At 36.2% G+C, this 19,131-nt stretch carries 19 protein-coding genes; 3 read left to right on the forward strand and 16 right to left on the reverse strand.

Annotated elements, in window-relative coordinates; all coding sequences use genetic code 11:
* Positions 1-61: 61 nt before the first annotated feature.
* Positions 62-994, reverse strand: coding sequence for a glycerophosphodiester phosphodiesterase family protein (locus ACFYKX_RS04685; protein ID WP_389359047.1), 933 nt, complete (start codon positions 992-994; stop codon positions 62-64).
* 195 nt (positions 995-1,189) lie between these two features.
* Between ACFYKX_RS04685 and ACFYKX_RS04690 the strand changes: the two genes are divergently transcribed.
* Complete coding sequence (locus tag ACFYKX_RS04690) at positions 1,190-1,864, forward strand: FHA domain-containing protein (protein WP_389358523.1); 675 nt, start codon at positions 1,190-1,192, stop codon at positions 1,862-1,864.
* 238 nt (positions 1,865-2,102) lie between these two features.
* On the opposite strand, the gene ACFYKX_RS04695 is transcribed toward ACFYKX_RS04690, so the two are convergent.
* Both ACFYKX_RS04695 and ACFYKX_RS04700 read right to left on the reverse strand, forming a co-directional pair.
* The gene (locus ACFYKX_RS04695; RefSeq protein ID WP_389359049.1) at positions 2,103-2,438 is read right to left on the reverse strand and encodes a peroxiredoxin family protein; all 336 of its coding nucleotides are present in this window, start codon (positions 2,436-2,438) and stop codon (positions 2,103-2,105) included.
* A gap of 3 nt (positions 2,439-2,441) precedes the next feature.
* Positions 2,442-2,609 carry a hypothetical protein gene (locus ACFYKX_RS04700; RefSeq protein ID WP_389358525.1) on the reverse strand — a complete coding sequence of 56 codons (168 nt, stop codon included), beginning with the start codon at positions 2,607-2,609 and terminating at the stop codon, positions 2,442-2,444.
* A gap of 243 nt (positions 2,610-2,852) precedes the next feature.
* Between ACFYKX_RS04700 and ACFYKX_RS04705 the strand changes: the two genes are divergently transcribed.
* Positions 2,853-3,770, forward strand: coding sequence for a class I SAM-dependent methyltransferase (locus ACFYKX_RS04705; protein ID WP_389358527.1), 918 nt, complete (start codon positions 2,853-2,855; stop codon positions 3,768-3,770).
* A gap of 122 nt (positions 3,771-3,892) precedes the next feature.
* Here ACFYKX_RS04705 and ACFYKX_RS04710 read toward each other — a convergent pair whose 3' ends face one another.
* The 6 genes from ACFYKX_RS04710 to ACFYKX_RS04735 form a co-directional block, all read right to left on the reverse strand.
* Entirely contained in the window at positions 3,893-4,744 is an 852-nt protein-coding gene (locus tag ACFYKX_RS04710) for an MBL fold metallo-hydrolase (RefSeq protein WP_389358529.1), read from the reverse strand.
* 26 nt (positions 4,745-4,770) lie between these two features.
* Positions 4,771-5,259 (reverse strand): hypothetical protein, encoded by a 489-nt coding sequence (locus ACFYKX_RS04715; protein ID WP_389358531.1) that lies wholly within the window; start codon positions 5,257-5,259, stop codon positions 4,771-4,773.
* A 55-nt stretch (positions 5,260-5,314) separates the two neighbouring features.
* Entirely contained in the window at positions 5,315-5,506 is a 192-nt protein-coding gene (locus tag ACFYKX_RS04720) for a hypothetical protein (protein ID WP_389358533.1), read from the reverse strand.
* Positions 5,507-5,632: 126 nt separating this feature from the next.
* Complete coding sequence (locus tag ACFYKX_RS04725) at positions 5,633-5,794, reverse strand: hypothetical protein (RefSeq protein ID WP_389358535.1); 162 nt, start codon at positions 5,792-5,794, stop codon at positions 5,633-5,635.
* Between the two features lie 557 nt (positions 5,795-6,351).
* Positions 6,352-6,765 (reverse strand): FosX/FosE/FosI family fosfomycin resistance hydrolase, encoded by a 414-nt coding sequence (gene fosX / locus ACFYKX_RS04730; RefSeq protein WP_389358537.1) that lies wholly within the window; start codon positions 6,763-6,765, stop codon positions 6,352-6,354.
* Positions 6,766-6,793: 28 nt separating this feature from the next.
* On the reverse strand, positions 6,794-8,035 hold the full coding sequence (locus tag ACFYKX_RS04735) for an MFS transporter (protein ID WP_389358539.1): 1,242 nt from the start codon (positions 8,033-8,035) through the stop codon (positions 6,794-6,796).
* A 110-nt stretch (positions 8,036-8,145) separates the two neighbouring features.
* Here ACFYKX_RS04735 and ACFYKX_RS04740 point away from each other — a divergent pair, with 110 nt between their 5' ends.
* Entirely contained in the window at positions 8,146-9,930 is a 1,785-nt protein-coding gene (locus ACFYKX_RS04740) for an ABC transporter substrate-binding protein (protein WP_389358541.1), read from the forward strand.
* Positions 9,931-10,055: 125 nt separating this feature from the next.
* On the opposite strand, the gene ACFYKX_RS04745 is transcribed toward ACFYKX_RS04740, so the two are convergent.
* From ACFYKX_RS04745 to ACFYKX_RS04775, 7 genes are all read right to left on the reverse strand, one after another.
* Positions 10,056-10,841 (reverse strand): TIGR00266 family protein, encoded by a 786-nt coding sequence (locus ACFYKX_RS04745; protein WP_389358543.1) that lies wholly within the window; start codon positions 10,839-10,841, stop codon positions 10,056-10,058.
* 111 nt (positions 10,842-10,952) lie between these two features.
* Positions 10,953-11,825 (reverse strand): S8 family peptidase, encoded by an 873-nt coding sequence (locus tag ACFYKX_RS04750; protein WP_389358545.1) that lies wholly within the window; start codon positions 11,823-11,825, stop codon positions 10,953-10,955.
* A 504-nt stretch (positions 11,826-12,329) separates the two neighbouring features.
* Positions 12,330-14,462 carry a transglycosylase domain-containing protein gene (locus tag ACFYKX_RS04755; RefSeq protein ID WP_389358547.1) on the reverse strand — a complete coding sequence of 711 codons (2,133 nt, stop codon included), beginning with the start codon at positions 14,460-14,462 and terminating at the stop codon, positions 12,330-12,332.
* Between the two features lie 287 nt (positions 14,463-14,749).
* Positions 14,750-16,204 (reverse strand): glycoside hydrolase family 1 protein, encoded by a 1,455-nt coding sequence (locus ACFYKX_RS04760; RefSeq protein WP_389358549.1) that lies wholly within the window; start codon positions 16,202-16,204, stop codon positions 14,750-14,752.
* Between the two features lie 103 nt (positions 16,205-16,307).
* Positions 16,308-17,057: a MurR/RpiR family transcriptional regulator gene (locus tag ACFYKX_RS04765; protein WP_389358551.1), complete on the reverse strand. Its 750-nt coding sequence runs from the start codon at positions 17,055-17,057 to the stop codon at positions 16,308-16,310.
* Positions 17,058-17,161: 104 nt separating this feature from the next.
* The gene (locus ACFYKX_RS04770; protein ID WP_389358553.1) at positions 17,162-18,550 is read right to left on the reverse strand and encodes a protoporphyrinogen oxidase; all 1,389 of its coding nucleotides are present in this window, start codon (positions 18,548-18,550) and stop codon (positions 17,162-17,164) included.
* A gap of 332 nt (positions 18,551-18,882) precedes the next feature.
* The gene (locus ACFYKX_RS04775) at positions 18,883-19,056 is read right to left on the reverse strand and encodes a hypothetical protein (protein WP_389358555.1); all 174 of its coding nucleotides are present in this window, start codon (positions 19,054-19,056) and stop codon (positions 18,883-18,885) included.
* Between the last annotated feature and the right edge of the window lie 75 nt (positions 19,057-19,131).

Here is a 19,131-nt window from a genome sequence, read left to right on the forward strand (position 1 = left end):
AAAATCTAAAAAGACCGTCCATCAAAACGGCCTTTTATACTTTCATATCATTTTTTCAAAACTAATCCTTTAATAATGGGGCAATCCGATCAATCCGATTGGTCCAGATGCCACCCTGATAATGTTCAGGCAGGCTTTCTAAGTCTTGGGGCTCATCAAACCCTTCAGACCAACTACCGTCTCCTTTTACTAAAATTAAATTTGTATTGGAATCTCTCATCCGATCTACAAATTTCGTTGGGTACCCCCATAACCAGGATGCGATTTTCTCTGGAATATGTAACTGCATATTTTCACACGCATTCGGGACAAATCCTGTCCAACCTATTGCTATATAAGGTATTAAGCAGCTCTTCATCGTCCTCTTTGACATGACCCGTAAGTCTGGGAGCTGCTCTTTTAACGTGTTAATTGGTTCATCTCCACCATAAACCGATATCTGGGTTAATCGTGCTTCCGAAAAATTTTTAAGATACTGTGCAAGAAGTTCTCCTTCTTCTGGATCATTGCTTTTTATATGAATAAGAAAAGGTTTTTCTGGAAAAGCAGTTAAAACTTCTTGTAAGCTAGGCATTAATCCAATGCCTTGTCCCCGGAAAGGATAGGTTTTGCCTTGATCAGCTGTGTACCCGTATCCTACATCTAACGTTTTTAGTTCTTCCATCGTATGATCTCTAGTCACTCCGACTCCATTCGTCCTACATTCTAATGTCCAGTCATGGAAAACAGCAAATTCGCCGTCTGTCGTTGGATGGACATCAATCTCAACAACATCCGCTCCAGCTTCAAAGGCTGCTTTCATCGACGGTAACGTGTTTTCTATGAATGGGTGTTCGGGTTCGTGAATCCTTTCTGCGGTACAAGTGTCCCCTGTAATCCCCTCCATTGGAAACGTTTGAGCAAGTCCACGATGTGCTAGTAACATTGGCTTTTCATTACTATCCTTTACGATTAGAGAACTATTGTTTATATAAATAAAAAATGCCAATAACATAAGAATTGAAATCACTCTATTTCTTAATTTCTTTTTTTCCACTTCCCTATCCTCCGTTTTAATAATAAGATAAGATGTGTAATGTACTTATCTAGTAAAAGAATATAAATTTAGACCTATACACTCAATGGCCATTTAATGATAAATCCATGATAACACTCTGATAATATTTGAATACGACATTAGGAGAATCATATGAAAGCACCAACATATATCATTGTAGAAACTGGCTCCCCTTTTGAACGAGGAGCTTTTATTCCTTTGCAGAAAGAAAAGGTGATAATAGGTAGGAAGGTAAAGAACTGGACTCCTGATATCTCCTTTAATAATATTTATGTCTCAAGGAAGCACCTAGAAATTTATAGTAAAAACGAATCCTTTTATATAAAAGATTTAAATAGTAAACACGGAACATTTTTAAATCATCAACCACTTGTCCCTCATGAAGAGAAACCTTTAAAAGATGCTGATCAAATCTCTATTTCTGAGGACTCTATTAAGTTTACTTTTTCAACAGCCACTATGGATTTAACTGCTGATTTAGGTCCTGCTATACAAAAACACCTGATAGAGCATGAATTTCAGTTAGACCCTATTAAACAAGAGATATTCGTTTTCAATCACACTTATGCTTTTTCTGAAAAAGAGTATAAAGGAATTGAACTTTTATTAACGAAGTGCGACCAGTTTGTAACTGTTGAGGAACTTAAGAAATGTGTTTGGGTGGAACGAATGCTCGAACCGGAAGTAATACCTGATGTTAGCTCAGAAGAGATGAACGCTTTAATCTACCGGATTCGTAAAAAAACAAACGATATTTTTTTCATTGAAAATGTTAGAGGAAAAGGATATATATTGTCGTTTAACTAGGCTGTTTTCGCATAGATTGTTGTTTTTCGTATTTGTTCTCCAACACGGATCCTATGCTGCTTCGTGGCATCTTTTCTTCCCAAGATAAAGAAAACAGAATCATAATCCGTTTAAAAGCAGTTTAAAGTATTTAAATAGCAACAAAGTTTACGAAAAGAGCCTTTAATTAAGTAAGAAGGGTTCTCCCTATATGAGGAGAACCCTTTTTATAGGAACTTCTCCATATAAGAAGCTCCCTTTACATATTTCCAAGCTCTGATTTGATTTCTTCTACTGTCTCGTCAAAGAGTTCGCCCCAGTGGTCATTTACCGTTTTAAATACTACTTTCCCATCAGTATCTAAAATCCCATACCCTCTAAAATAAACATCCTCATTTTTCACGTCAAACACTTCCGCCATTTCTAACTTCGGGTCGGAAATGATTGGAAGGCTCGTACCGTACTGTTCCTTTAAAGCATTATATAATTCTAATTGCTGTTCAGGTGTATCCTTACTAATCACATACATATTCGCATCAATACCCTCTAATTTATCTAAATTCTCATGCAACTGAACCAGTTGCTGTTGACAGATGCTTCAGGTATAGGTAGTAATAAAAAAGAAAATGGTGGGCTTATCCTGTGGAAACGTTACTTCGTTGCTATTTTGGTCTAGTAACGTTAACGGTTCCTTCTCCAAATTACTTTGGGAACAAGCGACAAGCAGTAAGCTTATCATCGCAATAACCAATGTGACTCTTTTCATATATGTCTCCTCAAAATTATTTAATGTTCCTATTGTACCAATAGTAAAATCTTTTTTGAAGTAAAATAGCCCGTGCTTACATGTGAAGTTTCAACTATTTTCGCAACTTGTTACACAAGGTCATAACGAGCTAAAAAATTGACAAAAAAAGTTATTTATGCTATAATTTACAAATAATATTCATCGGATTATAATAAGATTCTCCTGGCCAGGGGAATCTTATTTTTTTGTGGAGGAAACTTTATGAAGCAAAATGAATCCAGCGTTACTTCCCTAGTTTCGGCTTTCAGTAGAGCATATCATAGTATGTATGACACACCAAAAGTTTTTGATGATTATATCGCACGGGATCTTATTACCGGAGAAGAATTTTCAGGTATTAGTAACAATATGATTCAAGGAATTCAATTCTTTAACCATAAAGTTGCCCACGAACTTCATGGGAAACCAAATGAGATTCTTAAGTGGGTTACACAAGTCCAGCTTTCTCCAACACCATTAGCTCGAGCTGCTTATTGCGAGAAAGTATTACTGAATGAATTGGCATTAGGCGTAAAACAATATGTGATTCTTGGTGCTGGCTTAGACACCTTTTCTTTCCGACACCCTGAATTGGAGAACACTCTTAGAATATATGAAATTGACCATCCAGCCTCACAGGAATTTAAGAAAAACAGATTAGAGGAAAAGCAATTCAACATTCCTCAAAACCTTCATTTTGTACCTATGGATTTTACTCAAGAATTATCCTATCAGAGTTTAATAGATGCAGGATTTGAAAATAAAAAGACATTCTTTAGCCTCTTAGGTGTTTCTTATTACTTAACAAAGGAAAAGATTTTAAGCTTAATAGAGCATCTGTTTTCCATCGTACCGGACGGAAGCTCAATTGTTTTCGACTACGCAGATGAAAATCTGTTCCATGAAAAAGGATTTTCAAATAGGGTTGAAAATATTGTGAAAATGGCTTCCGTAGGCGGAGAACCAATGAAATCGTGCTTTACTTTTGAAGAAATTGAGAATATGTTACATCAATCAGGTTTGTTGATTTATAAACATTTATCCCCAGCAGAGATCAATGAGCAGTTTTTCAAAAATCGTTCGGATTATTTGTCTGCGTTTGAAACGATCCATTATATTCATGCCGTAAAAAAATCTTAAATGATGATTCTTACCGCTCAATATCCACTAAAGATTGAGCGGTTCTATTTTTCACAAGTACATTAATATAGAGTAGACACATTTTGAGAAGTTAATCACTAGCAAAGGGTAGCTCTCCCCCACTATGATTGATAACCATTAACAAAGTATTGAATGGTCTCAAGCTCATCCTCATTTAGTGGTCTTTTTATCTTTTGTTCGTACACACGTGTTATATCTTCAATAGAACCTTGAAACTGTTCTGTAAGATTTGCTACCATTTTTAATAAAGACACTTCTTGTTCATACTCTTCTTTTGAAACTGCCTTCCAGTGGGATAGAATAAAGGTTTCTGCATCATATTTTTCCAATGCTTCTAATAATCTCAGAGTATTTTGAATGGTATAACGCCTTTTGTCAGAATAGATATCTGGGTAGATAGAATCTCCTAAAAATAGAATTTTTTCTTCTTTTACATAAATAACAACGGAATCTGGGGAGTGATCACCACCAACATGTTCAAGCACACAAGTTACCCCTCCTAAATCTATCTCCAGCCTATGCTCGATGCTAATATCAGGAAGGACTATTTGTATGTTTCTCTCTTGACCATACTCTTGTTTTATCGCATTAGCACAAAATTCGATCTCCACTCCCTCTTTTACTCTTCGATCCAAAGCATCGTCGGACCAACTATAGGGAATGAGTTTCTCCATCTCTTCTTTCGTTTGTTTCGATGATATCGACACCATATCAAGAGCAGACAACCCGAATATATGGTCCCAATGCCAGTGAGTAAGGACAACCATACTTGGTAGTAGGAGATTATGTTCCTCTATCTTTTGGAGAAATAAAGTCGAATGTGCTTCGGAATTGCCAGCATCAATCATAAGTGATTTATTTTCTCCCACTACTAATCCTAAAATCGGTCTGTCAGTGTCAGAAACAGGTGACATATACCAGAAACGGTTACTTATTTTTTCGAACGTTTGCATGAATTGCCTCCAATAGAGATTTTCATTTATTTTTCAAGACGAAACGATTCAGCCATCCTTATTAATTGTTGTTTGCTAACTTCCTGTAGAGTGAGTTTAGGATAGTAAGTGATTTCATAGTATATGGAATGATCTTGCCAAACTAGTATCCGCTTTCCTGAAGAGTCTGGAAAATAAACACCTTCTAAATCTCCATTAAGCGTTACATGTTCCTTCTTTATATTTTTATTGAAGTCAATTTTATCCTTGGACACTCTTATGTCCAGTGTACTTTTATTCACATTCATTAATGTGATGACTGTTTGATTATCGGATTCTTTCTTGTATTCCCACAATTGCAGATCTTTGAATGGAACCTTTGTAGGACTCTTTATGTCATGTGAAAAAGTCTCTAATACTTGGGATACCTCTGAGTGGTCGATATCATACATCTTCCCGCGAAAAGTCGACCATCCCACTAACATCAATATGAAAATTAGTACGACTGCGGTCCCTTTCATTTTGCTTATCTTCATAAATTACCTCCATTTATGAGTGCAAATCTAAGTAAACTAGTAAACTTTTAATGTTTCAACCATTTTCTTGTTTCTTCGTTGCTTTATTTATAAAGAAATTACCTAATGTTCCAACCCAAAGAGATCCTAAAAACCAGACTAAATACTTATCAAAGACTTCTCTCCCAACATTAAAAAAGGCTAATGTAAAAGAAACCACGCCTATAAAAGTTAATATATGAAAAATTAATTTTAATTTTTTCTTCATTTTTATGTCCTCCTACCTCAAGATACATATATAAAGCACACCCGTAATTATAACATGATTTTCCATTTACCTATCCAGTGCTTTCTTTTTTCTTTAATATAAAAAACAAGGGCAGCTTCACCCTTGTTATCGATCCTCATGTGTCCAAGTTGCTTCTTCTCCACTTATAGGACAAACAGGGAATTCCTCACCCTTTTGAAAGGTTGCTTTTGCTCCAGACTGACAAAGATATTGTCCCTTCTCTGGAACTCCCTGTCCGGTGCGAAATTCTCTTGTATTTTCAGGCATTGTAATGAACCCTCCTTGAATTTCTTGATGCAAATTATAGTATTACCCATTCGATTCTCTTAAATCCTTATCATTACACTTTCAACATTGGTAAATCACTTCAATATTTATATGAGAGTAAGTCAAAAGTTAAATAAAGCTACAGGGAGGATTATAATTTTGGTGAATAAAAAGGGGTTAAAAACATGGCGAAGGAGCAAATAGTATGTTCAGGTAGCCAACCTATGTAATTCTTGTGGTGACTACCCTTTATAATAGAATAAAACAATCAAGAAAATGATGAGTCCAATGACAAAAAGAGGTCCTAGTCCCGAACTATAAACAATATAGATTTTTACATGAAGAAAGACATTAACGATTAAGATGATAAGCAAACAAAAAAGTAAAAAGATTACAATGTTCACATTTCTATTTCTATACAAAGTATCAGCTTCTTTCAAACTAGTATAAAAACGAATGAGCTTTTCCAAAGTTTGTATATTCTTATTTTCCTCAATCCGTTTTTATACGTGAAACTCCTAATTCTTCAATAAAAACTTAGATTATAGACAACTTTTCTAATCACTATCTACCAATGTATAAGAACTTAATCGTTCAGACAATGTACCAGTGTGAAACTCAAACAAGTTCTGATCATAATCATAGAAATAAATGGAGTACCCCTCACCCTTTATTCTTGGTCTAGGCTCCTTCATTTCTAATTTAAACTCTATAATTTTCGCCTGGTAATAGTCTATATCCTCTTCACTAATCTTAAAAGCTACATGATGGTAAGTCTTATTCACAATCTCCTCCGTTTCCATCACAGCAATCCATTGTCCACCAATGATAAAAAATCTCTCTTTTGAAATGGAGTGTGTTTTCTCACCACTATCATAAACTTCTTCCGCATTAAACAATTCCTTATAAAGCTTAGTTGTCTTATCAAGGTTTTTAACAACAAACGTGATATGACTAACACCTTCAATCATCTTCTCTTCCCCCAATACGTTTATTCTTTTACATAGCAGTGTTCCACAATTTAACGAGTCTAAAATAGAGAAAAAGCATCATATTTCCGATCCATGCTAACAAGAAAACAATGGATGGATCGGCTAATTCCGAGATCCAACCTGCTGAGAAAATAGCAAAAGGCATCGCTAGTTTAAACAGAGACCCTGTAATCCCACTAATTCTACCAATCAGATGATGTGGTGTGGACTCCTGCCTAAAGGTCCAAACACAAATAGAATTGATGGTAGTAGAAATTCCATTTAAAAGTAGTGCGACACCAAACCATATTGGACTCTCTGTCATAAACATCATTAAGTAAGTAATTCCTATTATTAATGTACTGACAACAATCACTTTATAGGTTGGCCATTTTTTTCGGACTTTCCCCACTAAAAGGCTCCCCAGCAGCCCTCCACCCCCTAAGGTGGATAAAAGCATTCCAATTTCAATATCGGATAAATGTAGTTGATCTTTTGCAAAATAAATAATGGTCGTATCCACCATACCCGCAGTAGCATTTATAAAAATAACAAGAATGGTAATCGTCCACAGAGTTTTATTATGAAAAAGTTCTTTCCACCCTTCTTTCAGTTCCTTCCAAAACCCCGCTTTTCCTTCGTGTATAACCTCATTTGTTTTTAGAAAAAGCAAAATAAAATATGAAAATATGAAGGCCATAGCCGTTAATAACAATCCCGAATGTAAATTAGAGAACATGAGAATCAAACCTGTTAATGTCGGCCCCATGATACCAATTAATGTATAAATAAAATTAAAAGATGCGTTTGCACTCGTTAATAATTCATTGGGTAGCGCTTGCTTCACCATACTCATTCGTGCATTAAGAAAGGCATAATTGAATGTCATTAGCAAGAAACCACAAATGTAGAACAAATACAATGAAGGTTTACCCTCTTGCAGGGAAAAATACAAGATTAGCAGGATCACGATTTGTAAAAAGATCGTCCATAATGTCCAATTACGTTTATTGGCTCGGTCCACGAGCACGCCTATAAACATAGCAAGCAATAGATTGGGAAGAAATTCAATCCCCCTCATCGTGGACATCACCACTGGAGAGTTTGTGTAATGGTATAGGATTAATGGCAGTGATAGCTCATATATTTTACTACCAAAGGATATAATCGCCCCAGAAATTAGGAGAATCATAAAGTTCATATTTCTCCAGGCTGATGGTTGAGCTTCTTTCGCTCTTACGCCTTTTTGCTGCCTAGCTATTGATATCATATAAATACCCCATTCTTTACTAATCTTATGGAAAAAATTATACTTTTATAAAAGACGAAGAAAAAGCGAAAGAATCAAAACATTCTTTTCGCCTTTTGAGGTGAAGCCCGGTGAATATTGAGCAATACTATCTAGATTTAAGAAAACATTATGAATCTATAAAAGAAGAGGAAACCTTATGGATCTCAATGGATGAACTATCTGAGAGACTGAGATGCACAAAGAGAAACGCTCAATTGCTCGTCCATAAAATGGTGGATCAAAAACTGATACAATGGGTGCCTGGTAAAGGAAGAGGAAATAAGTCGAGGTTACTTTTTTTACGTCCGGTTTCTGAAGTAATTCTTCAAAAAGCCAAACAACTAACACTTGAAAAGAAACTAACGGAAGCATGGGAACTAATGGAACAGTATCACAGTAAAAAATATGATTTTAACGAATGGTTGTCAAACCGCTTTGGTATGAAGCACGAAGGGGAAAAGGATATATTACGCTATCCGTTTTATCGCCCTATTTTACAATTAGACCCCACCTTTGTTCGCAGAAGAACAGAAGCTCACTTGGTTAGACAATTATTTAATACGCTAGTTAAATATGATGTTTCAACAAGGCTGGTTATTCCAGATCTTGCTCATTTTTGGGAAAGCAATGCTAGTAAAGATAAGTGGAGATTTTACTTAAAAAAAGGGGTTCGTTTTCATCACGGAAAGGAATTAACATCGCAGGATATTGTATTCACGTTTGATCGAATAAAGAAAGAGTCACCTTTTAGTCTGATTAAAAACGTAATTGAAAGTGCTACTGCTATTGAAAAATATGTAGTAGACATCTCTTTAACGGAACCTACTTCTTTATTTCTTCCCTTAATCTGCTTAGACTCGAGTCTAATTGTTCCAAGTGACCTAGAGGAAATTGATCAGAAACAATCATTCATGAGTTATCCAATTGGAACAGGGCCTTTCCGTGTGAAAAAAAATGATACTTCTGAATTAATTCTAGAGGCTCATGAGGACTATTTTGAAGGAAGGCCACATTTAGACAAAATTGAAATATGGGTTTGGCCAGATTATGAAAAATCATTTGTAAAAGGAACAAATGAACCGAACGACATCTATTTCATGGATTATGAACGAGAACATCATTCACTTACAAAGCTGACAAATATTGAACAGGGGGCTACTTTTTTAACCTTTAACTTACAAAAAGATGGACCTCTACAGGACCAGTTCCTCCGTAAATCCATTCATTATGGAATTGACAGGCTCAAAATGGTTCATGAACTTGGTGGGAATCGCGAAATGCCTTCGAATGGGTTTTTCCCCATACATAGCAAGGACTCCTTTGAAAGTACTTTTAATCTATCTTATGCTAAATCATACCTTGCCCGATCTAACTATAAAGGGGAGCTCCTTTCCATATATACATATGAAATGAAAATTAATGAGCAAAATGGGCATTGGCTTGTAAAAGAACTAGTGCATATAGGAATTAATGTACAGCTGATCGTCCTTCCCATTACTGAGTTAGCAAATCATCGTATCCTTCACAAAGCAGATATGATTCTATCTGGTGAAGTCTTTGGGGATCAAGTTGATTTAGGGATAATCGAAATGTTCACTTTCGAATACGGTTTCATCAACAATCATCTTGGGGTTGACCAACGAAGGATTGTTACGGAAACTCTGGAACAGTGCAAGAAATTAGATGACTTGGGTAGCCGAAACCAAGCCTTAATAAAACTTCAACAGCAACTGATTGAGGACAACCAATTAATCTTCCTCTACCATTCTAATCAAAAATTACAACATGATCTGTCTGTGAATGGTGTGATGCTGAATGCATGGGGGAAAGTAGATTTTAAAAACGTTTGGATTAAGAAGTCTTTAAATTTGTAACAGGAACTACCTCCATTTTTCTAAATTATATGAGTTTATGAAAATGGAGGGGAATACCCTATATTAGGAATTATCGGACTCATTCAAATAAAAAAATACCCACTAACAGGAGTGGGCAAATCATATTAATCATTAAACAAATCAAATACTCGTCCGATTCCACCTTCACCAGTAGAACCACCTCTTTGAGGAGCTGCAGCAAATACTTTGCTCGCTAATCGACTAAATGGTAAGGATTGAACCCAAACAGTTCCAGGCCCCTCTAGTGTAGCAAAGAATAAACCTTCTCCACCGAATAAAGCTGTTTTTATTCCTTTTACCATTTCAATATTGTAGTTGACTCCACTTGTCATTGCGACAAGGCATCCCGTGTCCACTTTTAACTTCTCTCCATGCGCTAATTCCTTCTTAATAATGGTACCACCAGCATGAACAAAAGCCATTCCATCGCCTTCAAGCTTTTGCATAATAAATCCTTCGCCGCCGAAGAATCCCGCGCCTATTTTGCGTTGGAACTCAACCCCTACAGAAACACCCTTCGCTGCAGCAAGGAAAGCATCCTTCTGACAAATAATCTTTCCATTTAATTCACTTAAATCCATAGGTACAATTTTGCCCGGATATGGAGAAGCAAATGAAACTCGTTTCTTTCCAGAGCCTTCATTTGTAAATGTTGTCATAAACAAACTTTCTCCAGTAATCACTCTCTTACCTGCACCTAGTAACTTTCCGAATACCCCTCCTCCACTTCCTGAGGAGCCGTCTCCGAATATAGTTTCCATCCGAATTCCGTCTTCCATCATCATTAAACTTCCTGCTTCTGCAATAACCGTTTCGTTAGGATCCAATTCCACTTCTACAAATTGCATATCGTCTCCATACAATTTGTAATCAATTTCGTGGTTGTTCATCTTTAACCCTCTCCCTATAAAAAAGTAGAGTACTACCATTCTCTAGCTGCAGTACTCCAGTATATATCTATTTTAGCACGAAGATCCTGCTTTGGTATAATTTTACTATACCTATTTCCGCTCCAAAAACTTAAATACTAGTTTATTCTCATCTTTGTTTTCAATTCGCTGGACCTTGTGACAGGATTCAAGAAATCTCTTGTGAATATCTACAAATTTAGTATTTTTATAGATAATGGTTCGTGAACATTCCGTCATAATGACCTCAATTTCCTTTTTGGATAGACTAGGGTCCATATTTAACAGATAAGCGATATATCCAGAAAACCTTCCACTCGCCAAACTTGTTCCTTTTCCAGGTGTATATTTTTTATTATGATTATGCATTGGCATGGCTGCATTTTCTCCGTTTGTCACATAGTCAATCCGTTCTCCATAATTACTAGTTTCTGCGAAATCCCCATAAAAGTCTACATTCCCTATAGAAAACACACCCTCTACAGAAGAAGGAAAACTAGCCTGTCTTTTTCCGTCATTTCCAGAAGCACCAACAAAGATAACCCCTTTACTTTGACCATATTTAATCGCCCATTCTATAAAGGGTTTTTCTTTTGTATTTGCACTAAAACTCATGTTAATGATATCAGCGCCTTTAAAAACAGAATAAAGAATGGAGAGGGCAATTACGTAGTTATTTTCTTTATTTTTGATCATTTTTACAGGCAATATTTTTACATCGCCCCCTTCTTGAAGAACTAATCCAGCAATTCCTGTTCCATGGCCATCTTCATCTGATGTGTTTTTATTAAAATCCAAAAAATTATAGCCTTCTATTATTTTTCCTTCAAATGTTTTGTGATTATTATTTACACCTGTATCCAAAACAGCAACAATCGTTTCGTCGGTATCAAATTCCCACCAGAATAGGACTCCGATAAGTAGGAGTAGAACAAATGAACTGGCGAAGATGATCGATTTGAGCACTTTCTTATATCCTCCTATTCAGAAACAATCTTGGGCTAACCCGCTTTCAGTATCGTATGAAAATGGGCGATTACCCGTTCTTCTGTCCTCCACAGTGCTCACTCCTACTAACGAAAAAAAGAGCACCCGAAATTTAATTCGTGGTGCTCCTACATTTTAAAAGGCTATATGTTAGCTAAGAAAACGTATATACCTCCCTTTAGTTACATTTTTTCAGCTATTGGATGTTTTTCTGCACTAAGATTGCACCTTAGTTACATTTTTTTCGAACAAAGGGGTTATTTCTGCACTAAGTTCATGTCTTAGTGCACTTTTTTTCGGCTAAAGGGTCATTTTCTGTACCAAGTTCGTATGTTAGTTACACGTTTCCAATATAGAGGTTACTTTTCTACACTAAGTTCACATCTAGAAAAATCCCCACATAAAAAAGGAGCTTCATTACAAAACTAAAGCTCCTTTACTTAATTATAGGGTTAAACATAATTTTCTTTCTAGCAAACCCGTTTAATCATCGCTCTTTCCTTTTCCCCTACCTTCTTTCCCTTTCCCTCTATCCTTATCTTTTTTTCCTTTACCGTTCCCTCTTCCTTTTCCGGGGGATGTTTTTTCAACCTTTTTGATAATTTTCGGTGGTACCTCGGCATTATCTACACCTTTTATATACAGTTCATTATTCACTTTATAAACACTTTCTGGCTGCTTGAAACTAGAGGAATCATTTCCGAGTGTTCTCATCATCTCTCTAAACATAAGCTGTGAGATTTTCGTCTGATTCCCTATCATATAGTGACCTGTTCCATTTTGTGTATATCCAGTCCAGACTGCCATCGTGTACTGTGGTGTGTATCCGACGAACCAGCTGTCATTTGTAGCATTATTCGGATGGCCAAATTTAGCAATCGTTTTATCATCAAAATTCGTTGTTCCGGTTTTCCCTGCAACATCTAGTCCATGGACATTAGCTGTTATTCCTGTGCCTGCATCTACAACCGTGCGTAACATATCTGTTACCATATAAGCCGTATAATCATTCATGACACGTTTTGGTTCCTGTGTAAAATTAACTTCCTTGCCGTCAGGGAAAATTACTTTTTGAACAAAATGAGGTTGATTGTATACACCGCCATTCCCAAAAGCACTGTATGCTCCAGCTATTTCTAAAGGACTTACGGTATTGCTTCCGATGGAATATGATTCATACACCTCATCATTTTTAAAGTTAATGCCCAGCTGTTCAGCAAATTGTTTTGATTGAGCAATCCCTACCTCTCTCATGGTTAGAAGTGCGGGAATATTATAAGAGTATTGGAGAGCCTTTCTTATCGTAACCAAACCGTGGTATTGATGGTCCCAGTTGGATATAGGTTCACCATTTGAGTACGTTGTCTTCTGATCTTCTATTAAATGCCCTGTTGACCATTTTAGATGTTCAATGGCTGGTGCGTAATCAAATATTGGTTTAAACGCAGAGCCAGGTTGGCGCTTCATGTCTACTGCAAAGTTGTTACCTAGAAATTGTACTTTATGGTCGTTTCTTCCGCTCCCTATTGCTCTAACTCCACCTGTTTTTGTATCTAAGAATACAAACGCACCTTGAAAGTTCTTATTCGGATAGGGAATGATTTCATTTGTGTTCAGCATTTTATCTGCATAGTTTTGTGCGTTAGGATCCAAAGTTGTATAAATCTTTAGGCCATCCTTACTAATATCAACATTTTCTAACCTTCCCTTTACCTCTTTTACAACCGCATCTAAAAAGCCTTCATAAGGCATACTCTGTTGAGAACTTTTAGGAACAAGTCCTTCCGTTACCGGAACTTTTGTTACTTCATCCATTTGTTTTTCTGTTATATACCCTTCTCTGAGCATGGAGCTGAGAACGATATTTCGCCTTTTCGTCGCAGCTTCCTCATTTTCTGGTTTGGTAGGGTCATAGTTATTAGGACTTTGAGTGAGTCCAGCAATCATGGCAGCTTGTGCCAACGTTAATTTGTTGAGGTCTTCCACTTCAATCCCGTAATAATTTTTTGCTGCAGTGGCTACCCCATATGAACGATTTCCAAGAAAGATTTTATTCAAATACATCATTAGAATTTCCTCTTTGGAATATTTCCGCTCTAACTCATATGCCAAATTCCATTCCTGCACTTTACGCTTGATCGTTTTTTCTGGTGTTAAAAAAGAATTCTTAATGACCTGCTGTGTAATGGTACTTCCACCTTGGGAACCAAATTCTTCAGTTACATTGACAAAGATAGCCTTAGCCGTCCGCTTAAAATCAATTCCATTATGGTTGTAAAAGTTAGAATCTTCTGTTGCAATAAATGCTTGTTCTAATACTTTCGGAAGCTGGTCGTACGTAATTTTCGTTCGCTTTTCCTTTCCATACTCATAAATAAAATTCCCGTTCATATCGTAGAACTTCGTTGAAAGTGGATCTACTAGTTTAGAAGAATCCATTGCAGGAACATCCTTCAGCATGGATGCGAAGGTAATAGCCCCAACCCCTGTCGAAAAAAGTCCTAATACCATACAGACAAGGATTACTTTCTTGACCAAAGGCATTTTTTTCATTTGACGTTTATTTTTTTCAGCTTGTTTTCGTTCTTGGCGAAATCTATAAGATTGTTCAGACATTCATAATCTCTCCCATGTTAAGTTACTCAAAGTTGATTATGGTTTTTTCGTTTACCTATAATCATTCGTAAGGAACTTTTGGTTTATGGGGATAGAAGTAAGTTATTTTAGAATAGATTTCCTTTGAGCTGATGTTTACTATTTCTGAATATTACTTATGAAGACCTATAAATTGGTGAGAAAAAATGGGATAGAAAAGGAGTGAGCCACATAAGGTTGAAAAATGTAGTTTAGTTGGACAAAAAATAGTACCCCAACTACCTAGTTAGGGTACTACTCACCTTATATTAAAGAACTTCACCATTAGTCGCGATGACATTTTTATACCAATCAAACGATTTTTTCTTTCTTCTTTCTAATGTACCATTACCATAATCATCTTGATCGACATAAATAAAACCATAGCGCTTAGACATTTCTGACGTACTAGCACTAATTAAGTCAATGCAGCCCCAGCTTGTATACCCCATTACTTCTACACCATCTTTGATTGCTTCGCCCATTTGGTCAATATGAGCACGTAAATAATCAATACGATAATCATCGTTGATAGCTCCATCTTCTTCCACTGTATCGTAAGCTCCTAAACCATTTTCAACGATAAACAAAGGTACTTGGTAACGGTCATACATTTGTCTTAAAGCAACACGCAATCCTTTTGGATCAATCTGCCATCCCCAATCGGATGCTTCTAAATAAGGATTTTTCACTCCACTAAAGAAGTTTCCTTTTTCCTTTTTCTTGCCAGGAGCAGAGCTCGCAACCATAGACATATAGTAGCTAAAGGATAAAAAGTCTACCGTATGCTGATACAGAATTTCTTCATCACCAGGGTGCATGTCTATTTGAATATTATTTTCCTCAAAATAACGATTCATAAAGCTTGGGTAATACCCACGAACTTGAACATCCGTGAAAAATAAATTCATCTGATTCTCATGTAAGGCTTCTAATACATCATCTGGATTACACGTCTCAGGATATACTTCCATTCTAGCTAACATACACCCGATCATTGAGTCTGGAATGATCTCATGACATGCTTTTACTGCTCTTGCACTCGCTACAAATTGATGATGAAGAGCCTGGTAGATTGTCTGTTCTTTATTCTCTACTTCATCAATCAATATTCCACTGCCAATGTAAGGAGAAAGCGTTGATATGTTAATTTCATTAAACGTTAACCAATATTTTACTTTCCCTTTATAACGGTTAAAGACGGTTTCCGCATAGTGTACGAAGAAATCTACTAATCGGCGGTCAGCCCAACCATTATATTTTTGAACTAAGTTAAGCGGAATTTCATAGTGAGACAATGTCACTAGTGGCTCAATGTCATACTTTAGTAACTCGTCGAACACTCTGTCATAGAATGCTAGACCTTCTTCGTTAGGCTCTCTTTCATCCCCATTCGGAAAAATACGAGGCCATGAGATTGACATACGGAATGTTTTGAAGCCCATTTCAGCAAATAGAGCAATATCTTCTTTATAGCGGTGGTAAAAATCAATGCCACGGCGTTTCGGAAAGTTATCCCCCCCATTTCCTGCAAGTAGCTCCTCTAATTCTTTTGCACTTTTAACATCCATCTCGATGTTATTTCCGCGCTCTTCTTTCGGTACAAATGTAACCATATCAAAAATGGATAATCCTTTTCCACCTTCATTATAAGCACCTTCAAATTGATTGGCAGCAGTTGCTCCTCCCCATAAAAACCCTTCAGGAAAACGGCTCTTTTTCATGTTGATTGCCTCCTACTTTTGTGTGATTAGTTATCTTTTTATACGTTAATCTTACTATTAAAAGTTTAAAAAAACTGGTCTAATTGAGACCAGTTTTGTTTTGTCACTTTTCCATCAGACGTTGATAACGATAAATAATGACGTCAAACAATCGCAAAAGGGTATAGCTACTCACACTACTATTTTCCAACTTTCCACAGAGTAAGATTTCATTGAAATTGTCCAAAGTTGAAAGTTCGCTCGAAAAAGTAACGAGCAATTTCTTCCCTTTAGCCGATTTGATTTTATCCATAATTGGATAACTTTCAGAAAGAATATTCCCTTTTATGGAAATGGTAATGACTAAATCTTCTTCTGATAAATCATTTAATGTATCCAATTGTTTATATAAATTGGTTCCGCATTCACAAAGCTTTCCTAATAAAAAAAGTTTCTTTTGCAGCTCCATCGCTTGAACCTGATGCTTCTCAAAACCTAAAATCACAATTCTTCTAGATTGATAAAGAAGCTTTACAATCCGATCAATCTGATCTGTCGGAATTTCATCAATGTATGTTAGATTTTCATTTAGTTGATGAACGAAATTTTGAGAGCTTAATTCATCTTCGTGTGTTGGTAATTGGCTAGTAAGAGTAACACTGTTTCTTAAGTAAGAAAAGTTTTTAAATCCAATCCTTTTACAGAATCGGTTTATCGTAGATGGTGCTACGTGACAAGCCTCTGACACACTTTCTAATGAAAAATGCTCCAAGTCGTGAATATGCTCTAAAAGACTTTGGGCGATGTCATAATTTATATCCTTCTTAAGAGAATTATTTAAATAGGCTAAAAGAGTATAGATTAGTTGCTCCACATATACAACCTCGCTCCACATTAATTCCTGAATAAAACAAGAAGCGTTAATCCTCCGCCCGGACTAACGCATCTCGCCACTTTTTCTTGGCTACCCGCTTACACTTAACGGTGTAATCTTTCTCCGATGTTTTCAGCTATTTCCTTGCCATTTTTAATACAAGCGCCAATACCGACACCATAATAGGAACAACCGGCCAATAGGAGATTCGGATACACGGACTCCATTTTCCTAGTAAGGGAAGACACCGTTTGACCATGGCCAATATGATAGTTAGGCATACTATCTTTCCAGTGCGTAATATTTACCACTTTAGGAAGGCTTGTGATCCCCATGCTTTTTTGAAGATCCGAAAGAGCTTGGGTTAATATGCCTTCTTGGTCCAACGTCATCAATTTTTCGTAAGAGGCATTTGAACTTTTATAGAACAATCTCACTAATAAATTGCCTTCTTTAGATGTATGTGTCCACTTTCTGCTCGTCCATGTACACGCATCACAATTTAGGTCGTGTTGATTAGAGACGATAAAGCCTGTCCCATCTGCAGGTAGAGTTTTATCTAAAATATCAAAACCAAGATACACACTTATTAATGATGAATTTTTCAGTTGATCAAATTCCTCATTCAAGTCGTTATGATCTAATAACTCTTGAGTAATATCATGAGGGATTGCCGTAACGACATAATCAGCCTCTAGAGTTGGATGGTTGGAAAAATTAATCTCATATCGATCATCCTTCATAGTTACTTTTTTAGCGGCAACCCCTTTTATAATCTCGACATCTTTTAATTCTAGTTCTAGCTGAGAAATGATAGCGGACAACCCATTTTTAAAAGAGATAAATTTCGGTTTGGAAGTTTGAAATTTATCTTTATTTTCTGATAGACCTTTGATGATACTCCCGTATTTTTCTTTGTAATCCAACAAATACGGAAGGGTCGAAGCCAATGTTAATGTATGTAAATCACCTGAGTAAACGCCTGACAGAACGGGAGCAATCTGTTCTTCCACTAATTCCTTTCCAAAGAAATACTCTAAAAACTCTCCAATCGAGCTATCTTTCGTGAAGTGTTCATTTTTCAATTCAAAGTCTTTTAGTGCCTCCTGTTTGCCCTCTTCTGAAACTAACGTGCTGCTAAACAATGATTCTTTCGTCATTGGTATCCCAAAAATGGTGTCGTTAGGGATAGGATGTAGCTCATTATCTTTATAGATAAATGAGATTCCAGTTGCGTTATATGTAACTTCATCTTTTAATTGTAGATCCTCTATTAAAGGCATAATACTTTCATGACGAGCAACGATTGAATCTGCCCCTGTTTCCATGACAAAGTTATCTTGTTTGACTGTGTTTATTTTGCCACCTAAGTGATTGTTTTTCTCTAAAAGTATTAATTGAATATCCAAGTTTCTTTCATTCTTTATTTTTTGCAAATAATGCATGGTTGAAAGACCGGTAATTCCACCGCCTATTACGACAATCGTTTTCATATTTACTCCTTTGTTTAGGCTGTTTTCGCATATAATCTTGCTGTTCGTATATTGTCATCATCACGGATTCCATACTACTTCGTGGCATCTTTTCTTACCAAAATAAAGAAAACAGCACCATACTCTGTTTAAAAGTAGTTTAATGAATTTAATTAGCAACAAAGTTTACGAAAAGAGCCTTTGTTTAAAACTAGATTTGGTTCATAAGATTATCTTACCAAACTTTTTTTGTGCAAAACAATTATTAGAATAGGTAGACCCCTCTACATATAAGAAAAAGCGTTTCCTTTCCGGATAACGCTCCAGTACTATTTGAATGAAAAAATTTACCATTAGTAATGTTTATGGTAATACCTATTGTTAGAATACCCATGGTAAACAGGTGAATGATGCGCATGTGGGAAATGAGGATATCCATTACACCATGGCAACCCCCAAGGTCCTATGGGCGGGTGTGGAAACCCTTCATAAATGGTTCCATTCATACCGGTATAAATAACTGGCATTGAAGTTCCTCCTTTTTACGTAAATGTTTTTATATATTCTTATGTATTCTTGCCCGAAATTGCCTGCATTTAGGA

Origin of the sequence: Cytobacillus spartinae, from assembly GCF_042865285.1 — a bacterium.
Taxonomy (GTDB): domain Bacteria; phylum Bacillota; class Bacilli; order Bacillales; family Cytobacillaceae; genus Robertmurraya_A; species Robertmurraya_A spartinae.